Genomic DNA, 15,479 nt, shown 5'->3' with positions numbered 1-15,479 from the left:
TTGAACACCACGCCGGACCCGCGCTGGGCACCGCACGCCACTGTCGCCACCGTGGTGGTCGACGGTGGCCGCGTGCTGCTGGTTGAAGAAACCATCGATGGCCGCCAGGTGCTGAACCAGCCGGCCGGCCACCTCGAGCCAGGCGAAAGCCTGGCCGAGGCGGCCCTGCGCGAGACCCGCGAGGAAACCGGCTGGACGGTCGCACTGACCCATTTCATCGGCTGCTACCAGTGGACCGCCGGCGACGGTACCGCCTTCCTGCGCTTCTGCTATGCCGCGCGCCCGGTCTCGCACGACCCGGCGCAACCGCTGGACACCGGCATCGACCGCGCGCTGTGGCTGACCCCGGCCGAGCTGCAGGCCGCAGGCGAGCGCCAGCGCAGTCCGCTGGTCTGGCAGGTGGTGGCCGATTACCTGGGTGGCCAGCGCCATCCGCTTTCCCTGGTCCGGGAGGTCGCATGAGCACTCCGCGCGTGATGGTGGGCGTCTCCGGTGGCGTCGACTCCTCGGTCGCCGCCTGGCGCCTGGTACAGCAGGGCGAGGCCGTGGCCGGCCTGTTCATGCAGAACTGGGCCGACGACGGCAGCGGCGACTGCCGGGCCGAGGATGACCGGCGCGATGCGGTGGCAGTGTGCGGCCTGCTCGGCATCCCGTTCCACTTCAGGGACTTCTCCAGCGAGTACTGGCAGGGCGTGTTCGAGCACTTCCTGGCCGAGTACGCGGCCGGGCGCACCCCCAACCCGGATGTGCTGTGCAACCGCGAAGTGAAGTTCAAGCACTTCCTGGATGCTGCCCGCGAACTGGGTGCCGAGCGCATCGCCACCGGGCACTACGCGCGGGTGACCCAGCGCGGCCAGCAGTGGCTGCTGCTGCGCGGCGCCGACCGTTCCAAGGACCAGAGCTACTTCCTGCATCAGCTGGGCCAGCAGCAGCTGGCGGCCACCCTGTTCCCGATCGGCGACCTGGAGAAGAGCGATCTGCGCCGCATTGCGCGCGATGTCAGCCTGCCCACCCACGCCAAGAAGGACTCCACCGGCATCTGCTTCATTGGTGAGCGTGACTTCCGCGAGTTTCTCGGCCGCTACCTGCCCGCCAAGCCCGGCCAGATCCTCGACCCGGCCGACGGCAGCGTGATCGCCGAACACCCCGGCGTGTTCTATTTCACCCTGGGCCAGCGCGAGGGCCTGAACATCGGCGGCGTGCGTGGCCGTCCGGCCGCGCCGTGGTATGTGGTCGGCAAGGATGTGGCCAGCAACGTGCTGTACGTGGACCAGGACCGTGACAGCCCATGGATGCTCTCCGAGCGCCTGCGCTCGGAGACCGCGCACTGGATTGCCGGTTCGCCGCCGGCGCGTCGCTTTGAATGCACCGCGCAGACCCGCTACCGCCAGCCCGACGAGCCGTGTACGGTCCAGGTGCTGGATGATGGCAGCGTACTGGTCACCTTCGCCCGCCCGCAGCGCGCCGTCACCCCCGGCCAGTCGCTGGTGCTGTATGACGGTGAGGTGTGCCTGGGCGGTGCGGTGATCGCCGCCACCGACGCGCCGCTGGAACAGCGCCTGCGCACCACCCCTTCTCCTTTTGAGGTAATTGCTGCATGAGTTTCACTGTCGACGACCGCGTCCTGGCTTTGGCCGGCATTGCCCAGGCCCTGCAGCAGGTCCGCCGCATCGCCGATACCGGGCATTCCGACGCCGCCGCCGTGCGTACTGCCGTGGACAGCGTGTTCCGCGTTGATGCGTCCTCGCCGCAGGCGGTGTTCGGTGACCGCCATGCGCTCAAGGCAGGCCTGCGCCTGCTGCACAACTATTTCCGCAGCCAGGGCCAGGACCCGATCCTGCCCAAGCTGGCCCTGTCGGTACTGCAGCTGGAGCGCCGCTTCGTGCAGGACGGTGCCACGGTGAACAAGGTTGCCACCGGCATCGAGCGCGCACAGCGCCAGGCCGCCGAACTGGGCGACAGCGGCCACCCCGACGTGCTGGCCAGCCTGGGGGGGCTGTACGCAGACACCATCAGCCACCTCAAGCCGCGGGTGATGGTGCAGGGCAACCCGCATTACCTGGGCCAGGCCGGCGTGGTGGCCGAGATCCGCGCCCTGCTGCTGGCTGCGGTGCGCTCGGCGGTACTGTGGCGGCAGCTGGGCGGCAGCTACTGGGACTTCCTGTTCGGCCGCAAGGCGATGATCGAGGCTGTGGACCGGCAGCTGGCCTGAGGGCGTGGGGGTCAGAGCCCTTTTCCATGAAAAGGGATCCGACCCCCGAGCCGCCAAGCGCCGGAAAACCGGCGCATTCAGAATGCACTTCGAGGCACATCGACGTTAAAGAGAAAGGGGGTACGGCCGATACATCCTCCGTGCACCTCCCGAGAACGTCCATGTACTCACGCATTTTCATCCGTCTGGCCGCCCCCCTGGCCCTGACCCTGCTGCTCCCCTTCGCCATCGGTTTCGAATGGCCGGCCGCCCTGCGCTGGGCGATCCTGACCACGATGACGCTGAGCTGGCTCGGCTTTGCGTGGTGGACCACCCGCGCCCAGGCGCATCGTTCCCCGGAACATGCCCGTGTGCTGCGTGAGCAGGACCAGCTGCTGACCGAACTGCGCAATTTCGTCGGCAACGAGATCGACGGCTCGCGCGGCGAAGTGGAACGCGCACGTGACCTGATCCGCCAGGCGGTCTCCAGCCTCGGCGGCAGCTTCGATGCCATGAACCGCAAGTCGCGCCAGCAGAGCCAGGCCCTGTCGCGCATCGTCGATCGCGCCGGTGATGAAGGCAATGCCGGCCTCGACGTTGCCCGTTTCGCCCAGCACGCCAGCCACCGCATGGAGCAGCTGGTGGAAGCGCTGGAACAGGTGAGCGGCCAGAGCAGCACCACCGTGCAGCACATCGACCAGATGGCGCAGCACCTGGATGGCATCTTCGCGCTGCTGGAAGACGTCAAGTCGATTGCCGACCAGACCAACCTGCTGGCGCTCAATGCCGCCATCGAAGCGGCGCGTGCCGGTGAAGCCGGTCGTGGCTTCGCGGTGGTCGCCGACGAAGTGCGCAACCTGTCCGAGCGCTCGACCACCTTCAACGAACAGATCCGCAAGCTGGCGCACAGCTCCAAGGACGCCATCGCCAAGGTGCGCGAGACGGTCTCGCACATGGCCTCGCGTGACATGGACCGCTCCCGCGAAGCGCGCCAGGAAGCGGCAGCGATGCTCGACAACGTCGCGCAGATCAACGCCTCGCTGGGCGACGGCATGCGCGAAGTGTCCGAATGCGCCCGAGCGATCGATGGCAGCGTGGCCGAAGCCGTGCGCGCCCTGCAGTTCGAGGACATCGCCACCCAGGCGCTGGGCGGCGTGCACACCCACCTGGACCGCCTGACCGCGATCAACCGCGAAGCGGTGGCCCTGCAGGAACTGCTGCACCGCAACGGCGGCGTGTTCGACGAAGAGATCGCCACCGCCCTGCAGCGCACCGGCAGCCGCCTGCGCGAGCTGCGCAGCGAATGGGAACGCCCGCCGCACAAGCCGGTTGCCCAGCAGAGCATGGGCGCCGGCACCGTCGAGCTGTTCTGATCCTGATGTCCGCTGCCCTCGCCGGCAGCCCGCAAGGCCCCGGCTCGTCCGGGGCCTTTGCCTGTGACCCGCCGTTGCATGCATCCTGTACACGCACCATGACCCTGATCCGCGCCCTGCCCTCCCTTACTGACGCCGAACGCCCGCGCAACGCGAGCGTGCGTGAGCAGCTGCAACAGCTGGAAGAGGTCGCCCGCGAAGAGATCCGCGAGCTGCAGCAATTGGCCGATGCGCGCCCTACCCCGTCGCGGGCGGACGGCGAACTGCTGGGCCTGGCCTGGGATCTCGGGCTGGATGGCGAAGCCCTGAAGTAGATCCACGCGACGCGTGGGATGGGTCATCCCCATGGCATGATGCACCGGTCCCGTTCATGGAAGACCGATGGCCATCGCCCTGATCGCACTCCTGCTGATCGAGACCGTCCTTCTGATGGCTTGGGTGGCCAGCTATTTCAGCTGGGGCATCACCCTGTTCAATGAGCGCATCGCGGCGTCACCGGCCATGCAGGCCCGGCTCTCGCTGGGCAACCTGGAACGTGACCTGCCGCAGGACAAGTGGCTGCGACTGGCTTTCCATGCGCTGCCCGATGGCAGCATGGCGTTCCGCGAGAGCTTCGCACCGAGCTTCGGCCTGCGCTACTTTCCGGTGATGCGCGGTCGTATCGCACTCAACGCGCGACGGCATGAGGTGCGGGTGATCGGCCTGTGCAGCTGGTTCGTGGCGATCCTGTCGCTGCTGCTGTTGCCGCTGGTAGCGATGCGCCCGGTGGTGGCGCCGATGTTGCTGGTGCTGCCGCTGTTCGTTGGCAGCTATCTGGTCCAGAAGCGGCGCTATGCGGCGATCGTCGAAGCGCTCCGCATGCAGTTGAAGGTGGAGTTTCCGAGGTAATCCACGCCATGTGTGGATGGTCGCGCGTGCAGGCACCCGTGCCGACCAACGGCCGGCACCCACCAGAGTCTGCCTGTCAGCGCACCAGCACCACTTCCCCACTGGCATCGGTGCGCAGCGAAGCCGGCTGTGGCTGGCGCAGCCACTGCGCCAGGTCGCGCGGGCTGAGCGGGCGCGAGTACAGGTAGCCCTGGATCTCGTCGCAGCCCTGGCGGCGCAGCATGTCTTCTTCCTGGTGCGTTTCCACGCCCTCGGCCACCACCTTCATGCCCAGCGCGTGGCCCAGGTGCACGATGGCCTGGGTCACTTCGGCCGTGCCTGAATCATGCAGCATGCCCTGCACGAAACTGCGATCGATCTTCAGGCGCCCGACCGGGAATCGGTTGAGGTAATTGAGGTTGGAGAAACCGGTACCAAAGTCATCCACCGCCAGCGGCACGCCGTGCCGTTCCAGCACATCGAAGCAGTGGCGCAGGATGTCGGTGTCACGGATCAGCGCCGACTCGGTCAGCTCCAGTTCCAGCCGCTGTGGCGGCCAGCCGTGGGCATGGCAGATCTCGATCACGCGTTCGGCGAACCCGCGGTCACGCAGCTGCACCGCCGACACATTGACCGCGATGCGGTCGAAATGCAGCCCGGCGCGGTCCCAGGCGGTGGCCTGGCGGCAGGCTTCGTTCAGCACCCAGTCGCCGATGCGCACGATCTCGCCGCATTTCTCGGCAATCGGAATGAACTCAGCCGGGCTGCAGTAGCCGATACCGGGCCGATGCCAGCGCAGCAGCGCCTCGATCGCCGGCGGCTCGCCATGGTGCGCATGCAGCAGCGGCTGGTAGGCCAGGCTGAACTCTTCGCGTTCGATCGCGCCATGCAGGCCATGCTCCAGCTCAAGCCGGCGCTGGATACGGGCCAGCGCATCCTGGCTGTAGTACTGGTAGGTATTGCGGCCCGCTTCCTTGGCCGCATACATGGCGGCGTCGGCGGCACGCAGCAGTGAATCGAAGTCGGTCTGCGCATCGCCCAGCATCGCGATGCCGACGCTAGCGCCGACCTTCAACGTGGTTTCGCCACGGCGCAGCGGCTCGGCCAACGAGGCGATCAGCTTGCGCGCCACGTGGCCGGCGTCTTCCGGCTCGGCCAGGTCGCGCAGCACCACGATGAATTCGTCACCACTGAAGCGGCCGAACAGGTCGTTGTTGCGCAGGTTCTGGTGCAGGCGTGTAGCAGCGGCCTTCAGCAGCGCATCGCCGGTGGCGTGACCAAAACTGTCATTGATGGTCTTGAAGCCATCCAGATCAATGAACAGCATCGCCAGCGAGGTGCCGCGATCGCGCGCTTCCTCGATGGCCTCGGCGGTCTGCTCGCCGAGCAGCACCCGGTTGGGCAGGCCGGTCAGCAGATCGTAATGGGCCAGCAGCTCGATGCGTTCGTTGGCTTCGCGTTCGCGGGTGATGTCACGGAACAGCACCACGAAGCGCGCTGGCAGGCCGTCGCGGCGGTCCAGCTCGATCAGCACCTGCACCCACACCCGCAGGCCTGACTGGCGGTAGAAGCACAGGTCCAGTTGTTCAGGCAGCCCGCCGCCGCCAATACGACCCAGTGCTGCTTCGAAAGCGTTGCGCGAATCCTCGGTGTACAGGGCCAGCGCCTGGTCGAGCGTGATCGGCTCCTTGCGCAGGCCGTGAATGCGGTAGCACTCTTCGGTCCACTGCATGTGCCGGGTCTGCACTTCGATCTCGCAGCCGCCGATGCGCCCCAACGCGGAAACGCGGTTGAGCAGCTCGGTGCGCCAACGGATCAGCGCATCGGTCTGGTGCTGCTCGGTGATGTTCTGCACCTGGCCGAGCAGGCGCTTGGGCTGGCCGTCCATGTCCAGCAGCGGCTGCATCCACAGGCGCAGATGCTGCGAGGGTTCGCTGCCCCGGGTCAGCTCCAGCTCCAGGTTGGCAGCACGGCCATCGCGCCACAGGCGCCGCCATGCCGCACGCAACGCGCCACGCGAGCGCGGATGCAGCTGCTTGAGCCAGCGCCGCCGGCCGGGCACGGCCCCGCGGTCCAGGGCGAGCAGCGAGCGCAGCTCCGGCGACCACCAGAAATGCCCTGTGTTGGGATCGAACGACCAGCTGCCCATGCTGGCAATGCGCTGGGCCTCGCTCAGATGCAGCTGCTGCTCCTGCAGCAGGGCTTCCAGCTGCTTCTGCTGCTCGATATCGGTATGGGTGCCGACCATCCGCAGTGGCTGCCCGTCGGCGGTACGCGCCACCACCCGGCCACGGTCCAGCACCCAGCGCCACTGGCCATCGGCCTGGCGGAAGCGGAACTGCGCGCTGTACTGCTCGCTCAGGCCGCGCAGGTGTTCGTCCAGCGCAGCGCGGACCTGCACGATGTCATCGCCGTGTACGCGCGAGAGCATCGCGGTGGCGCTTTCATCCGCCAGCGCCGGTGTCCGCGCCACCCGGTCACTGGGGATGTCCCAGTCCCACAGGCTGTGGCCGGCACTGTCCAGCGCCAGCTCCCAGCGCCCGCCCCCATCCACCGGAACCGGTTCGGGAATGCTCAGGGTGAAGGCCAGCAGATTGCCGGCACCGTCATGCACGGCGCGCAGGTGGCCATCGAAATGACCGCGCGGGCCACCCGGCAGCGTGCAGGCCACGATGCCACCATCGGCCGCCATCAGCCGAAGATCTTCCAGCATCGGGGCATACGCGGCCACGGTGGCCGGCAGCCCATGCTCGCGCGCGGCCGCATTGGCCGCCAGCGGGCGGCCGGTGCGGTCGACGATGACCAGTGCCGACGCAAGCGGGTGCTGCAGCAGGCTGGCGATGATCCCTTGGTCCACGCGATCTTGCTCCGGATGACACGCCCGTCAGCGGGGCACGCAGTGGTTAACGGCCCCTGCAGCGGATAATTGAGTGGCAGGGCACACCTGCGCGGTAAGATGGCCGGCGACCCCTTCTTCCGCCCTGTCCATGCCCGCAGAACCGACCGGCAACGCCCCTGCTCCCGACCCGCGGATGGCACAGGCGTTGAGCCGCGACCGGCGGCGGGTGGTGCTGAGCTACCTGGTGATGGCGCTGGCCTGGATGATCTCCACCGACAGCGCGGTGCAGGCCTTCATCCCCGATCCGCAGCAGGCGGCGTTGTGGCAGGGGCTGAAGGGCTCGTTCTTCGCACTGGCCAGTGCGGGGCTGCTCTACCTGCTGCTGCGCCCGCTGGCCGAACACGTGCTGCATACCCATGCCCGCCAGCAGGCCTCGGAGCTGCGCCTGCGGCAGATGTTCGAAGGCAACCCTGGCCCGATCCTGGTCTACGACCTGGACACGCTGGCCATCCTTGATGCCAACCCGGCCGCCTGCAGCGCTTTCGGCTGGGAGCGCGACGAACTGCTGGAGCAGACCATCGACGCGCTGTGGCCACCTGGCCAGGACCAGGCCCTGCAGACCAAGCTGGAAGCAATCCGCGAGGCCCCCGAGGAGCTGTGCATCCTGCGCACGCAGCTGCAGCTGCGTGACGGGTCGCTGCGGCAGATGGAGCTGCGCTCCAATGCCATCGGCTTCGACGGCCACAATGCACGACTGCTGATTGCCATCGACCGTACCGCCGAAGACCTGGCCCAGCTGCGCCGTGACCAGGCACTGGCGCGCGTGGAAGAAGCCCATGAGCTGGCCCGGATCGGCGCCTGGGAACTGGATCCGTCGACCGGCCTGGGGCGCTATTCCAACCAGGTCTACCGCCTGCTCGGCCGCCGCCCGCCCGAGGCCCGCCGCTGGCACCGGTTCGACGAGCTGCTGGTGCCGGCCGACCCGGCCACCGCCGCGCAGACCGAACAGCTGCTGTCCGAGCTGTGTTCGGGCGAGGCCGTGCAGGTGGACGTGCTGCTGCCCCTGCTGTCGATGGACGGGCGCGCGTTGATGGTGCACCTGCGTGCCGCCAGCGGATTCGACGAGGCCGGGCGCAGCCGCGTGCTGGGCACCCTGCAGGATGTGACCGAGCGCGAACAGTCGCGGCGCCTGCTGCGTGAGCGTGAGGAACAGTTCCGCGAACTGGTGCGGGTGCTGCCCGACGGCGTGGTGATCCTGTCCGAGGAGCATGTGCTGTACGCCAATGCCTGGGCCGCCAGCCTGTTTGGCTATGGCAGCCACACCCTGCTGGGCGAACCGCTGTCGGCACTGGTGGCCGCCGGCGATCTGGCGCGGGTGCGCAGCCAGCTGCGCGCCGGCCAGCTGCATCTGGGCCCGGGCCACAGCAGTGTGGTGGCCATGCAGCGTGCCGACGGGCGCAGCTTCCACGCGGGGCTGGCCGTGGGCGAAGTCCGGTACGGCGGTCGCGACTGCAAGCTGCTGATCGTGCGCGACCTGAGCGATTCGGAGCGCACGCGCAGCGCGCTGGAAACCAGCAACCGCGAGCTGCAGGCCATGGCCGGCCGCCTGTTCTCGTTGCAGGAGGATGAGCGCCGCGCGATCTCGCGTGACCTGCACGACGACATCGGCCAGGCGATCACCGCCATCAAGCTCTCTGCGCATGCCGCGCAGGAGGAAGAGGATCCGCACCGGCGCGCCGATGACCTGGCGCAGATCGTCAGCCTGGCCGACACCACGGTGGCCAAGCTACGCGACATCTCGACCCTGTTGCGCCCACCGCAGCTGGATGCGCTGGGGCTGGAGGCCGCATTGAGCTGGCAGGCCCGGGTGTTGTTCCGCTCTTCGCCAGTGGAGCTGCTGGCCGAAATCGAGTCACTGCCGCATCGGCCGGACACCAGCATTGAACAAGCCTGTTTCCGCATCGCCCAGGAAAGCCTGACCAACGTGCTGCGCCACGCACGTGCCAGCCAGGTGCAGCTGCAGCTGCGCGACGTCGGCCAGCGCGGGCTGCACCTGCAGATCCGCGACGACGGCGAAGGCTTCGACCCGGACGGTCCACGCGGCCTCGGCCTGATCGTGATGCGCGAGCGCGCGCAGAGCGTGGGCGGCCACGTGCGGATCGAATCGGCGCACGGCGAAGGTACCCTGGTCGATGTCCATCTCCCCTACCAGGCGGCCGGCATGGCCGCTGCCGAGTCACCGGAATACTGAGCCTATGTGGAATCCCAACCTGCCCCCGGTCAGCATCGATGATGCGCCCGATCGTCTTGGCGCCGGCAACCCCGAGCTGCAGGCGATGGTCGCCGAAGCCGCCTCCGGGGGCACGGCACTGATGCTGATGCACGTGGACATCGACCACTTCGCCTCGGTCAACGAGAACATGAGTGCCGAAGTGGGCGACCAGGCGCTGGTACTGGTGGCACAGCGCCTGCAATCCTACCTGCGCGGGCGCGGCAAGCTGTGGCGGCATGGCAGCGACGAGTTCCTGCTGGCCGTACCGCGCACCGACGATGTGCCGCTGCCGGAGGATTTCGCCGAGGAAATCCGCCAGCAGATGGAATTGCCGCTGTCGGTGCTGCCTTACACCCTGTTCATGACCGGCAAGCTCGGCGTGAGCCTGTGCCCGGAACACGCCAGCAGTGCCTCGCGCCTGCTCGATCATGCCGAAGACGCGCTGTACCAGGCCGCCCGCGAAGGCGGCAATGCAGTGCGCATCCACGCGGTGGATACCCCGCCCAGCGCGCACAGCGAGAGCATCATCGCGCGCCAGATCGTCGATGCCATTCCCAATGGCGAGCTGAAGCTGCGCTACCAGCCGCTGGTCAGCGCCCGCGACGGCCACGTGGTGGGCATGGAAGCGCTGCTGCGCTGGCAGTCGCCCACGCTGGGCATGCTGGTGCCGGAACGCTTCATGCGCACCGCCGAGCGGCTGGGCATCATCGTGCAGATCGGCACCTGGGTGCTGGAGGGTGCGTTGAAGCAGGCACGGCTGTGGCGCGACCAGGGCTTTGACGATTTCACCATCGCGGTCAATGTGTCCACCCTGCAGCTGCTGCGCCCCAACTTCTTTGCCGAGGTGATGGGCCTGATGCAGGCCGCCGGCGTGCCGGCCCAGATGCTGACGCTGGAGATCAATGAAAGTGCGCTGACCAACAACGTCAATTTCGTGCACGAGACGCTGGCCAACCTGCGCAACGAGGGCATCAGCCTGAGCCTGGACAACTTCGGCACTGGCGACTCCAGCCTCAGCGCACTGGTGCGCTACCCGGTGGACAAGCTGAAGATCGACCGCAGCTTCATCAAGAGCGCGCCGGCCGGCAACCGCGAGGCGGCCATCGCCCGCGCGATCATCGCCATGGGCCACCAGCTGGGCATGACGGTCATTGCCAATGGCGTGGAATCGCAGGCGCAGCTGGGCTTCCTGCGCCGCAACGACTGTGATGTGTTCCAGGGCTATCTGTTCGGCGAGCCGATGTCGGCCGATGCCGCCGGCATGACCCTGCGCCGCCGCTACCTGCGCCCGGAGGCTTTCGCTGAAACCCGGCCGGACCGCACGCTGCTGTTGCTGGACGACGAAGAAAACGTGCTGCGTTCGCTGGTGCGCCTGTTCCGTCGCGATGGCTACCGCATTCTGGCCGCCGGCAACGTGCGTGATGCCTTCGACCTGCTGGCGATCAACGACGTGCAGGTGATCCTGTCCGACCAGCGCATGAGCGACATGAGCGGCACCGAGTTCCTGGGGCGGGTGAAGATGCTCTACCCGGACACGATCCGCCTGGTACTGTCCGGCTACACCGATCTGAACACGGTGACCGATGCGATCAACCGCGGTGCGATCTATCGCTTCCTGACCAAGCCCTGGAATGACGACGAGCTGCGCAAGCACATCCACCAGGCGTTCCGCACCTACGAGGAACAGCGCCGCAGCAATGCCGGGCCGGCGCCGGTGGAGAGCGGGGACGGCGGCGAGGATCGACCGCTGCGGTGACCACATGCAGAGTCGAGCCATGCTCGACTACGACCAAAAGCAGTCGAGCATGGCTCGACTCTACAGAACCATGGTCAGCGCGGCTGCTTCACCGGCAGCACCACGCGGAAGCGCGAGCCCACGCCCGGGGTGCTGTCCAGGTCGATGCGGCCATGATGCTTGTTGATGATGCTGTAGGAGATCGACAGGCCCAGGCCGGTGCCACTGCCAACGGGCTTGGTGGTGAAGAACGGATCGAAGATGCGCTGGCGCAGTTCCGGCGAGATGCCACCGCCGGTGTCTTCGAACTCGACCCACACGTGATCGCCATCAACACCGGTGCGCACCGTGATGGTGCCCCGCTCGGCGATGGCGTGGCCGGCGTTGAGCAGCAGGTTCATGTAGACCTGGTTCAACTCCGACGGCAGGCATTCCACCAGCGGCAGCTGGCCGAACTCCCGCACCAGGGTGACCTTGTACTTGAGCTCGTTCCAGATGATGTTGATGGTCGATTCCAGGCCCGCATGCAGGTCGACCAGCTTCCAGGACTCGTCGCGGCCGGAATACGAGAAGTCCTTCAGGTCGCGCACGATGCGGGTCACCCGTTCGATGCCTTCGCGCGACTCGGCCATCAGCTGCGGCAGGTCGCGGCTGATGAAGTCGATGTCCAGGCGGTCACGGATATCGTCGATTTCCGGAATCAGCGCTTTCGGATCGGGCGCGCGCAACGCGCGCTCGTAGGCCTCGATCACGGTGAACAGGCTGCGCAGGTACTCCTGCAGGCTACCCAGATTGGAGTGCACGTAGCCGATCGGATTGTTGATCTCGTGCGCGACGCCGGCGGCGAGCTGGCCGATGGACGCCATCTTTTCCGACTGCAGCAGCTTTTCCTGCGTGCCGTTCAGGCGCAGGTAGGCTTGGCGCAGCTCGGCATGGCGCTGCTGCAGTTCGCGTTCGTAATCTTCCTGGCCTTCGATATGGCGGAACAGCGCCAGGAAATGCCCCTGGCCCACCGGGCCATGATGGTAGAGATGCGCGATGACCACGCCCTCGCCGAGCGGCAGGCTGCCATTCCACTGCCCCTGCTGGCGCGCGTGTTCCAGTGCGTCCGGCGGCAGCAGTTCACGCAGGCGCTGCGGCGGTGGCAATGCGGCTTCTTCGGCGCTGCCGAGCAGGGCTTGCGCGGCCGGGTTGGCCAGGGCCACCTGCCCGTCCTCGGTGAACAGCAGCAGGCCTTCGCGCAGGCGCTCGAGCAGGGCCTGCAGCACCGGCTGCGGCGGAAGGGGGGCAGTAACGAGGGCGTTGGCAGCGGACACGGCAACTCGGAGCGTTCGAACAGGCGCCCAATATACGCGGTCGTGCAGCGGGCTTCAGCCCGGCGAAGGAGATCGGCCGCCGCCTCAGGCGACGGCGAGCGGGCGGCCTGCGGTAATGGCGTGCGACTGGCCCTTGGCATCGTAGGACGAGGTGTCCTCGGTACGGCCGAGCTGGCGCAGCGCCCAGTTGACTTCACGCCGGCGCCGCGAGAGCAGCACGCCGTTGGCGCGATTGCGCTCGGCCAGTTCCTGCAGCTGCTCGCCCTGCCCGACCGGCGGCGCGCCTTCCAGCGCCCGCAGCGCTTCCAGCTTGGCCCCGGTGGCCCGGATCAGGGCATGCACGTCGTGCTCGACCAGGGCCTGGCGTTCAACGTCCAGGGCCTGGGCAAGGCGCTGCAGCGGCTCGCTCATCGCCGCCGTCATCCCTGCAGCTGCTGGTCCAGCTCGAGCATGCGCGATGCGATCGCGTCCGGATTGATCTTGTAGGTGCCGTTCTGCAGCGATTCGCGCACGGCCGCCACGCGCTGGGCGTCGATGGCCGGAGCGGTGCTCAGCTCGCGCTCGATGGCCTGCAGATTGGTGGCCTCGCCGGTCAGGCGCAGGCTGTCGGCCGCCTCGACCGGGCGTGCCGGCGAATCGCTGCTGACGCCGGGCTTGCTGGCCGGGGTCGTCACGCTGCGCAGTGCCTGGGGGACCTGCAGGTTGCCGTCGATTTTCTGGCTCATGGGGTGTCCTGGAGTTGCCGTTCACAAGGGATAACGGCCGCAGGGCCGTGATCTTTAGGGATTTCTTGCACTAAATCAACGCGCCACGATTACGTCACCTGCGGCATCGACCGTGCCTTGCACGATCCGCCGCGAGGACAGGTTCTCGACCGAGACCCGTTCGTTCTCACCGGCATCGCCCATCGCGCGACCGGCAATGCGGACCTCGACCGAGCCGCGACGCGAAACCAGTGCGACGTTGTCTCCTCGCTTGATGAGACGCTGCACCACCAGATCGTTGTTCGACAGCAGCGCTCCGGCCTGCAATGGACGGCGGGCGATGCGGCCGATCGCCGCATTCGGATCGGCCAGCACCGCGCCGGCAATCCGGGCGGCGTCACGCTGGGCAGTGGTGATATCGGCGGCGGTCAGGGTTTCTCCAGTACCGATTCCACGGTTGAGCACCAGTACGGTCTGGTTGCGGCGCACCTTTACCGGCACGAACAGGCGCCAGCCGCCCGCATCCGGACAGCTGACTTCCACCGTGGTGTTGGCGGTGGGCTGCACCTGCAACGCCCCCCCGCACTTCGGCAGGCGCAGCGCATCGGCCACCTGCGCCTCGCCTTCGCTGCCGGCCGGCAGGGTCGACAATGCGGCCGCGCGGATGCTGGCTACGGGCTGCCAGTCGGAGGCTTTCGCCCACGGCGAGGCCAGGGCAAGTGCGATGGCCAATAGAGATGTGACCCGGCGCATGGCGCCTCCTGTCAATGGGACCTGGCCCAGCAGCGTGCAAGGGACGTGCCAGAGCGTTGCCTTTGTAGGGTCGAGCCATGCTCGACTGCTTTTTCTCCGAACAGCCAGTCGAGCATGGCTCGACTCTACAAGAGCCTCGGTCGAGCATGGCTCGGCTCCATAAAAAGCGGTGCGGAGCGCGCGGGCGGCAAGGCGCCCTCAAGTTTGGCGCCCACCACGCCGATACAGCAGCCATGTCCCATGACCTGCTCAACCGGATCGACCAGCGGACCCGACTGGCCGGCCACAATCGCCTGGCGCTGCTGCTGTTCCGCCTCGGCGGCCGTCAGCTTTTTGGCGTCAACGTCTTCAAGGTACAGGAAGTCCTGCGTCGCCCGGAGCTGTTCCAGGTGCCCGGGCTGCCGAGCCAGTTCGCCGGCGTGGCCGATGTCCGCGGGCGCTCGGTGCCGGTGCTGGACCTGGGCCTGGCGATCGGCCACCCCGAACGTGAACCCGATGCGGATACGTCGCCGGGCTACCTGGTGGTGACCGAGTTCAACCGCTCGATCCAGGGCTTCCTGGTCAGTGGCGTCGAGCGCATCGTCAACATCGCGGTGGAAGACATCCACCCGCCGCCGGAGCTGGGTGCCGAATCGAGCTACCTGACCGCCGTGACCCGCTTCCAGGGTGAACTGATCCAGGTGATCGACGTGGAAAGCGTGCTGGCCGACATTGCCCAGGTCCGCGGCGAAGCCGTACTGGATCCGGCCTTGGCGATGCCGGCCGATGGCCCGCAGCTGCAGGTGCTGGTGGTGGACGACTCGCGCGTGGCCCGCCAGCAGATCCGCAGCGTGCTGGACCAGCTGGGCGTGGGCGCCACCCTGCTCTCCGACGGCAAGCAGGCGCTGGACCACCTGCTGCAGATCCATGCCTCCGGTGAAAACCCGGCCGAGCGCTACGCCATGGTCATTTCGGACATCGAGATGCCGGCCATGGACGGCTACACGCTGACGACGGAAATCCGGCGCCATCCGGGCCTGGCCGGCCTGTACGTGCTGCTGCACACCTCGCTTTCGGGCGTATTCAACAATGCGATGGTCGAGCGCGTCGGCGCCAACGCCTTCGTCGCCAAGTACTCGCCGCACGAACTGGCCGACTTCGTGCTGGACCGCCTGCGCAAGGTCGCGATGGCGGCGTAAGGCCGGCCGCGGGGTCGGATCCCGGAACGGGCTCCGACCCTGTATCGCAACGCGTCGACCACGGGGTCAGAGCCCCTGCGGGGATCTGACCCCGTACTCGCCAGGGGTCAAATCCCTGAAAGGGGTCTGGCCCCCTACCGCAGGACATCCTTTGTCCTGCGTGGACGTGGAAGCGTTTACATCCTGTCCTCCACGGCGAGGCAACGGCGCGCAGGAATATACTTAGGTTGTGTCCGCAACCGCCACAGTAA

At 67.5% G+C, this 15,479-nt stretch carries 14 protein-coding genes and 1 pseudogene; 9 read left to right on the top strand and 6 right to left on the bottom strand.

Annotated features, from left to right (window positions below):
• The 6 genes from ARC23_RS05670 (at nucleotide 1) to ARC23_RS05645 (ending at nucleotide 4,452) form a co-directional block, all read left to right on the top strand.
• Nucleotides 1-462: an NUDIX hydrolase gene (locus ARC23_RS05670; protein WP_057496339.1), complete on the top strand. Its 462-nt coding sequence runs from the start codon at nucleotides 1-3 to the stop codon at nucleotides 460-462.
• Nucleotides 459-1,601 carry a tRNA 2-thiouridine(34) synthase MnmA gene (mnmA, locus tag ARC23_RS05665; RefSeq protein ID WP_057496338.1) on the top strand — a complete coding sequence of 381 codons (1,143 nt, stop codon included), beginning with the start codon at nucleotides 459-461 and terminating at the stop codon, nucleotides 1,599-1,601. Before ARC23_RS05670 ends, mnmA begins: the two co-directional genes overlap by 4 nt.
• Complete coding sequence (gene hflD / locus ARC23_RS05660; RefSeq protein WP_057496337.1) at nucleotides 1,598-2,212, top strand: high frequency lysogenization protein HflD; 615 nt, start codon at nucleotides 1,598-1,600, stop codon at nucleotides 2,210-2,212. Before mnmA ends, hflD begins: the two co-directional genes overlap by 4 nt.
• 161 nt (nucleotides 2,213-2,373) lie before the next feature.
• Nucleotides 2,374-3,564, top strand: coding sequence for a methyl-accepting chemotaxis protein (locus ARC23_RS05655; RefSeq protein WP_057496336.1), 1,191 nt, complete (start codon nucleotides 2,374-2,376; stop codon nucleotides 3,562-3,564).
• 98 nt (nucleotides 3,565-3,662) lie between these two features.
• Nucleotides 3,663-3,878: a hypothetical protein gene (locus tag ARC23_RS05650; protein ID WP_057496335.1), complete on the top strand. Its 216-nt coding sequence runs from the start codon at nucleotides 3,663-3,665 to the stop codon at nucleotides 3,876-3,878.
• A 67-nt stretch (nucleotides 3,879-3,945) separates the two neighbouring features.
• Nucleotides 3,946-4,452, top strand: a complete 507-nt coding sequence (locus ARC23_RS05645; RefSeq protein ID WP_057496334.1) for a hypothetical protein — start codon at nucleotides 3,946-3,948, stop codon at nucleotides 4,450-4,452.
• A 76-nt stretch (nucleotides 4,453-4,528) separates the two neighbouring features.
• Here the strand turns inward: ARC23_RS05645 and ARC23_RS05640 are convergent, their stop codons facing one another.
• Both ARC23_RS05640 and ARC23_RS21375 read right to left on the bottom strand, forming a co-directional pair.
• On the bottom strand, nucleotides 4,529-6,580 hold the full coding sequence (locus ARC23_RS05640) for a putative bifunctional diguanylate cyclase/phosphodiesterase (protein WP_411847890.1): 2,052 nt from the start codon (nucleotides 6,578-6,580) through the stop codon (nucleotides 4,529-4,531).
• Nucleotides 6,559-7,288 (bottom strand): annotated as a pseudogene (locus ARC23_RS21375) (PAS domain-containing protein); the annotation flags it as partial. The gene ARC23_RS05640 and the pseudogene ARC23_RS21375, both read right to left, overlap by 22 nt.
• A gap of 130 nt (nucleotides 7,289-7,418) precedes the next feature.
• Between ARC23_RS21375 and ARC23_RS05635 the strand changes: the two are divergent.
• Nucleotides 7,419-9,521 carry a sensor histidine kinase gene (locus ARC23_RS05635; RefSeq protein WP_057496332.1) on the top strand — a complete coding sequence of 701 codons (2,103 nt, stop codon included), beginning with the start codon at nucleotides 7,419-7,421 and terminating at the stop codon, nucleotides 9,519-9,521.
• A 4-nt stretch (nucleotides 9,522-9,525) separates the two neighbouring features.
• The gene (locus ARC23_RS05630; protein ID WP_057496331.1) at nucleotides 9,526-11,298 is read left to right on the top strand and encodes an EAL domain-containing protein; all 1,773 of its coding nucleotides are present in this window, start codon (nucleotides 9,526-9,528) and stop codon (nucleotides 11,296-11,298) included.
• Between the two features lie 74 nt (nucleotides 11,299-11,372).
• Here the strand turns inward: ARC23_RS05630 and ARC23_RS05625 are convergent, their stop codons facing one another.
• The 4 genes from ARC23_RS05625 to flgA all read right to left on the bottom strand — a co-directional run bounded on the left by ARC23_RS05625 (nucleotide 11,373) and on the right by flgA (nucleotide 14,050).
• On the bottom strand, nucleotides 11,373-12,593 hold the full coding sequence (locus ARC23_RS05625; protein ID WP_057496330.1) for an ATP-binding protein: 1,221 nt from the start codon (nucleotides 12,591-12,593) through the stop codon (nucleotides 11,373-11,375).
• Nucleotides 12,594-12,677: 84 nt separating this feature from the next.
• The gene (locus ARC23_RS05620; RefSeq protein ID WP_057496329.1) at nucleotides 12,678-13,016 is read right to left on the bottom strand and encodes a flagella protein; all 339 of its coding nucleotides are present in this window, start codon (nucleotides 13,014-13,016) and stop codon (nucleotides 12,678-12,680) included.
• The gene (flgM, locus tag ARC23_RS05615) at nucleotides 13,013-13,318 is read right to left on the bottom strand and encodes a flagellar biosynthesis anti-sigma factor FlgM (RefSeq protein WP_057496328.1); all 306 of its coding nucleotides are present in this window, start codon (nucleotides 13,316-13,318) and stop codon (nucleotides 13,013-13,015) included. Before flgM ends, ARC23_RS05620 begins: the two co-directional genes overlap by 4 nt.
• A gap of 75 nt (nucleotides 13,319-13,393) precedes the next feature.
• Nucleotides 13,394-14,050 (bottom strand): flagellar basal body P-ring formation chaperone FlgA, encoded by a 657-nt coding sequence (flgA, locus tag ARC23_RS05610; RefSeq protein WP_057496327.1) that lies wholly within the window; start codon nucleotides 14,048-14,050, stop codon nucleotides 13,394-13,396.
• 233 nt (nucleotides 14,051-14,283) lie between these two features.
• Between flgA and ARC23_RS05605 the strand changes: the two genes are divergently transcribed.
• The gene (locus ARC23_RS05605) at nucleotides 14,284-15,228 is read left to right on the top strand and encodes a chemotaxis protein (protein ID WP_057496326.1); all 945 of its coding nucleotides are present in this window, start codon (nucleotides 14,284-14,286) and stop codon (nucleotides 15,226-15,228) included.
• The last annotated feature ends 251 nt before the right edge of the window (nucleotides 15,229-15,479 follow it).

Origin of the sequence: Stenotrophomonas beteli, assembly GCF_001431665.1 — a bacterium.
GTDB lineage: Bacteria > Pseudomonadota > Gammaproteobacteria > Xanthomonadales > Xanthomonadaceae > Stenotrophomonas > Stenotrophomonas beteli.
The sequence above is the reverse complement of the archived record's forward strand: the minus strand, read 5'-3'. Positions and strand labels throughout refer to the sequence as shown.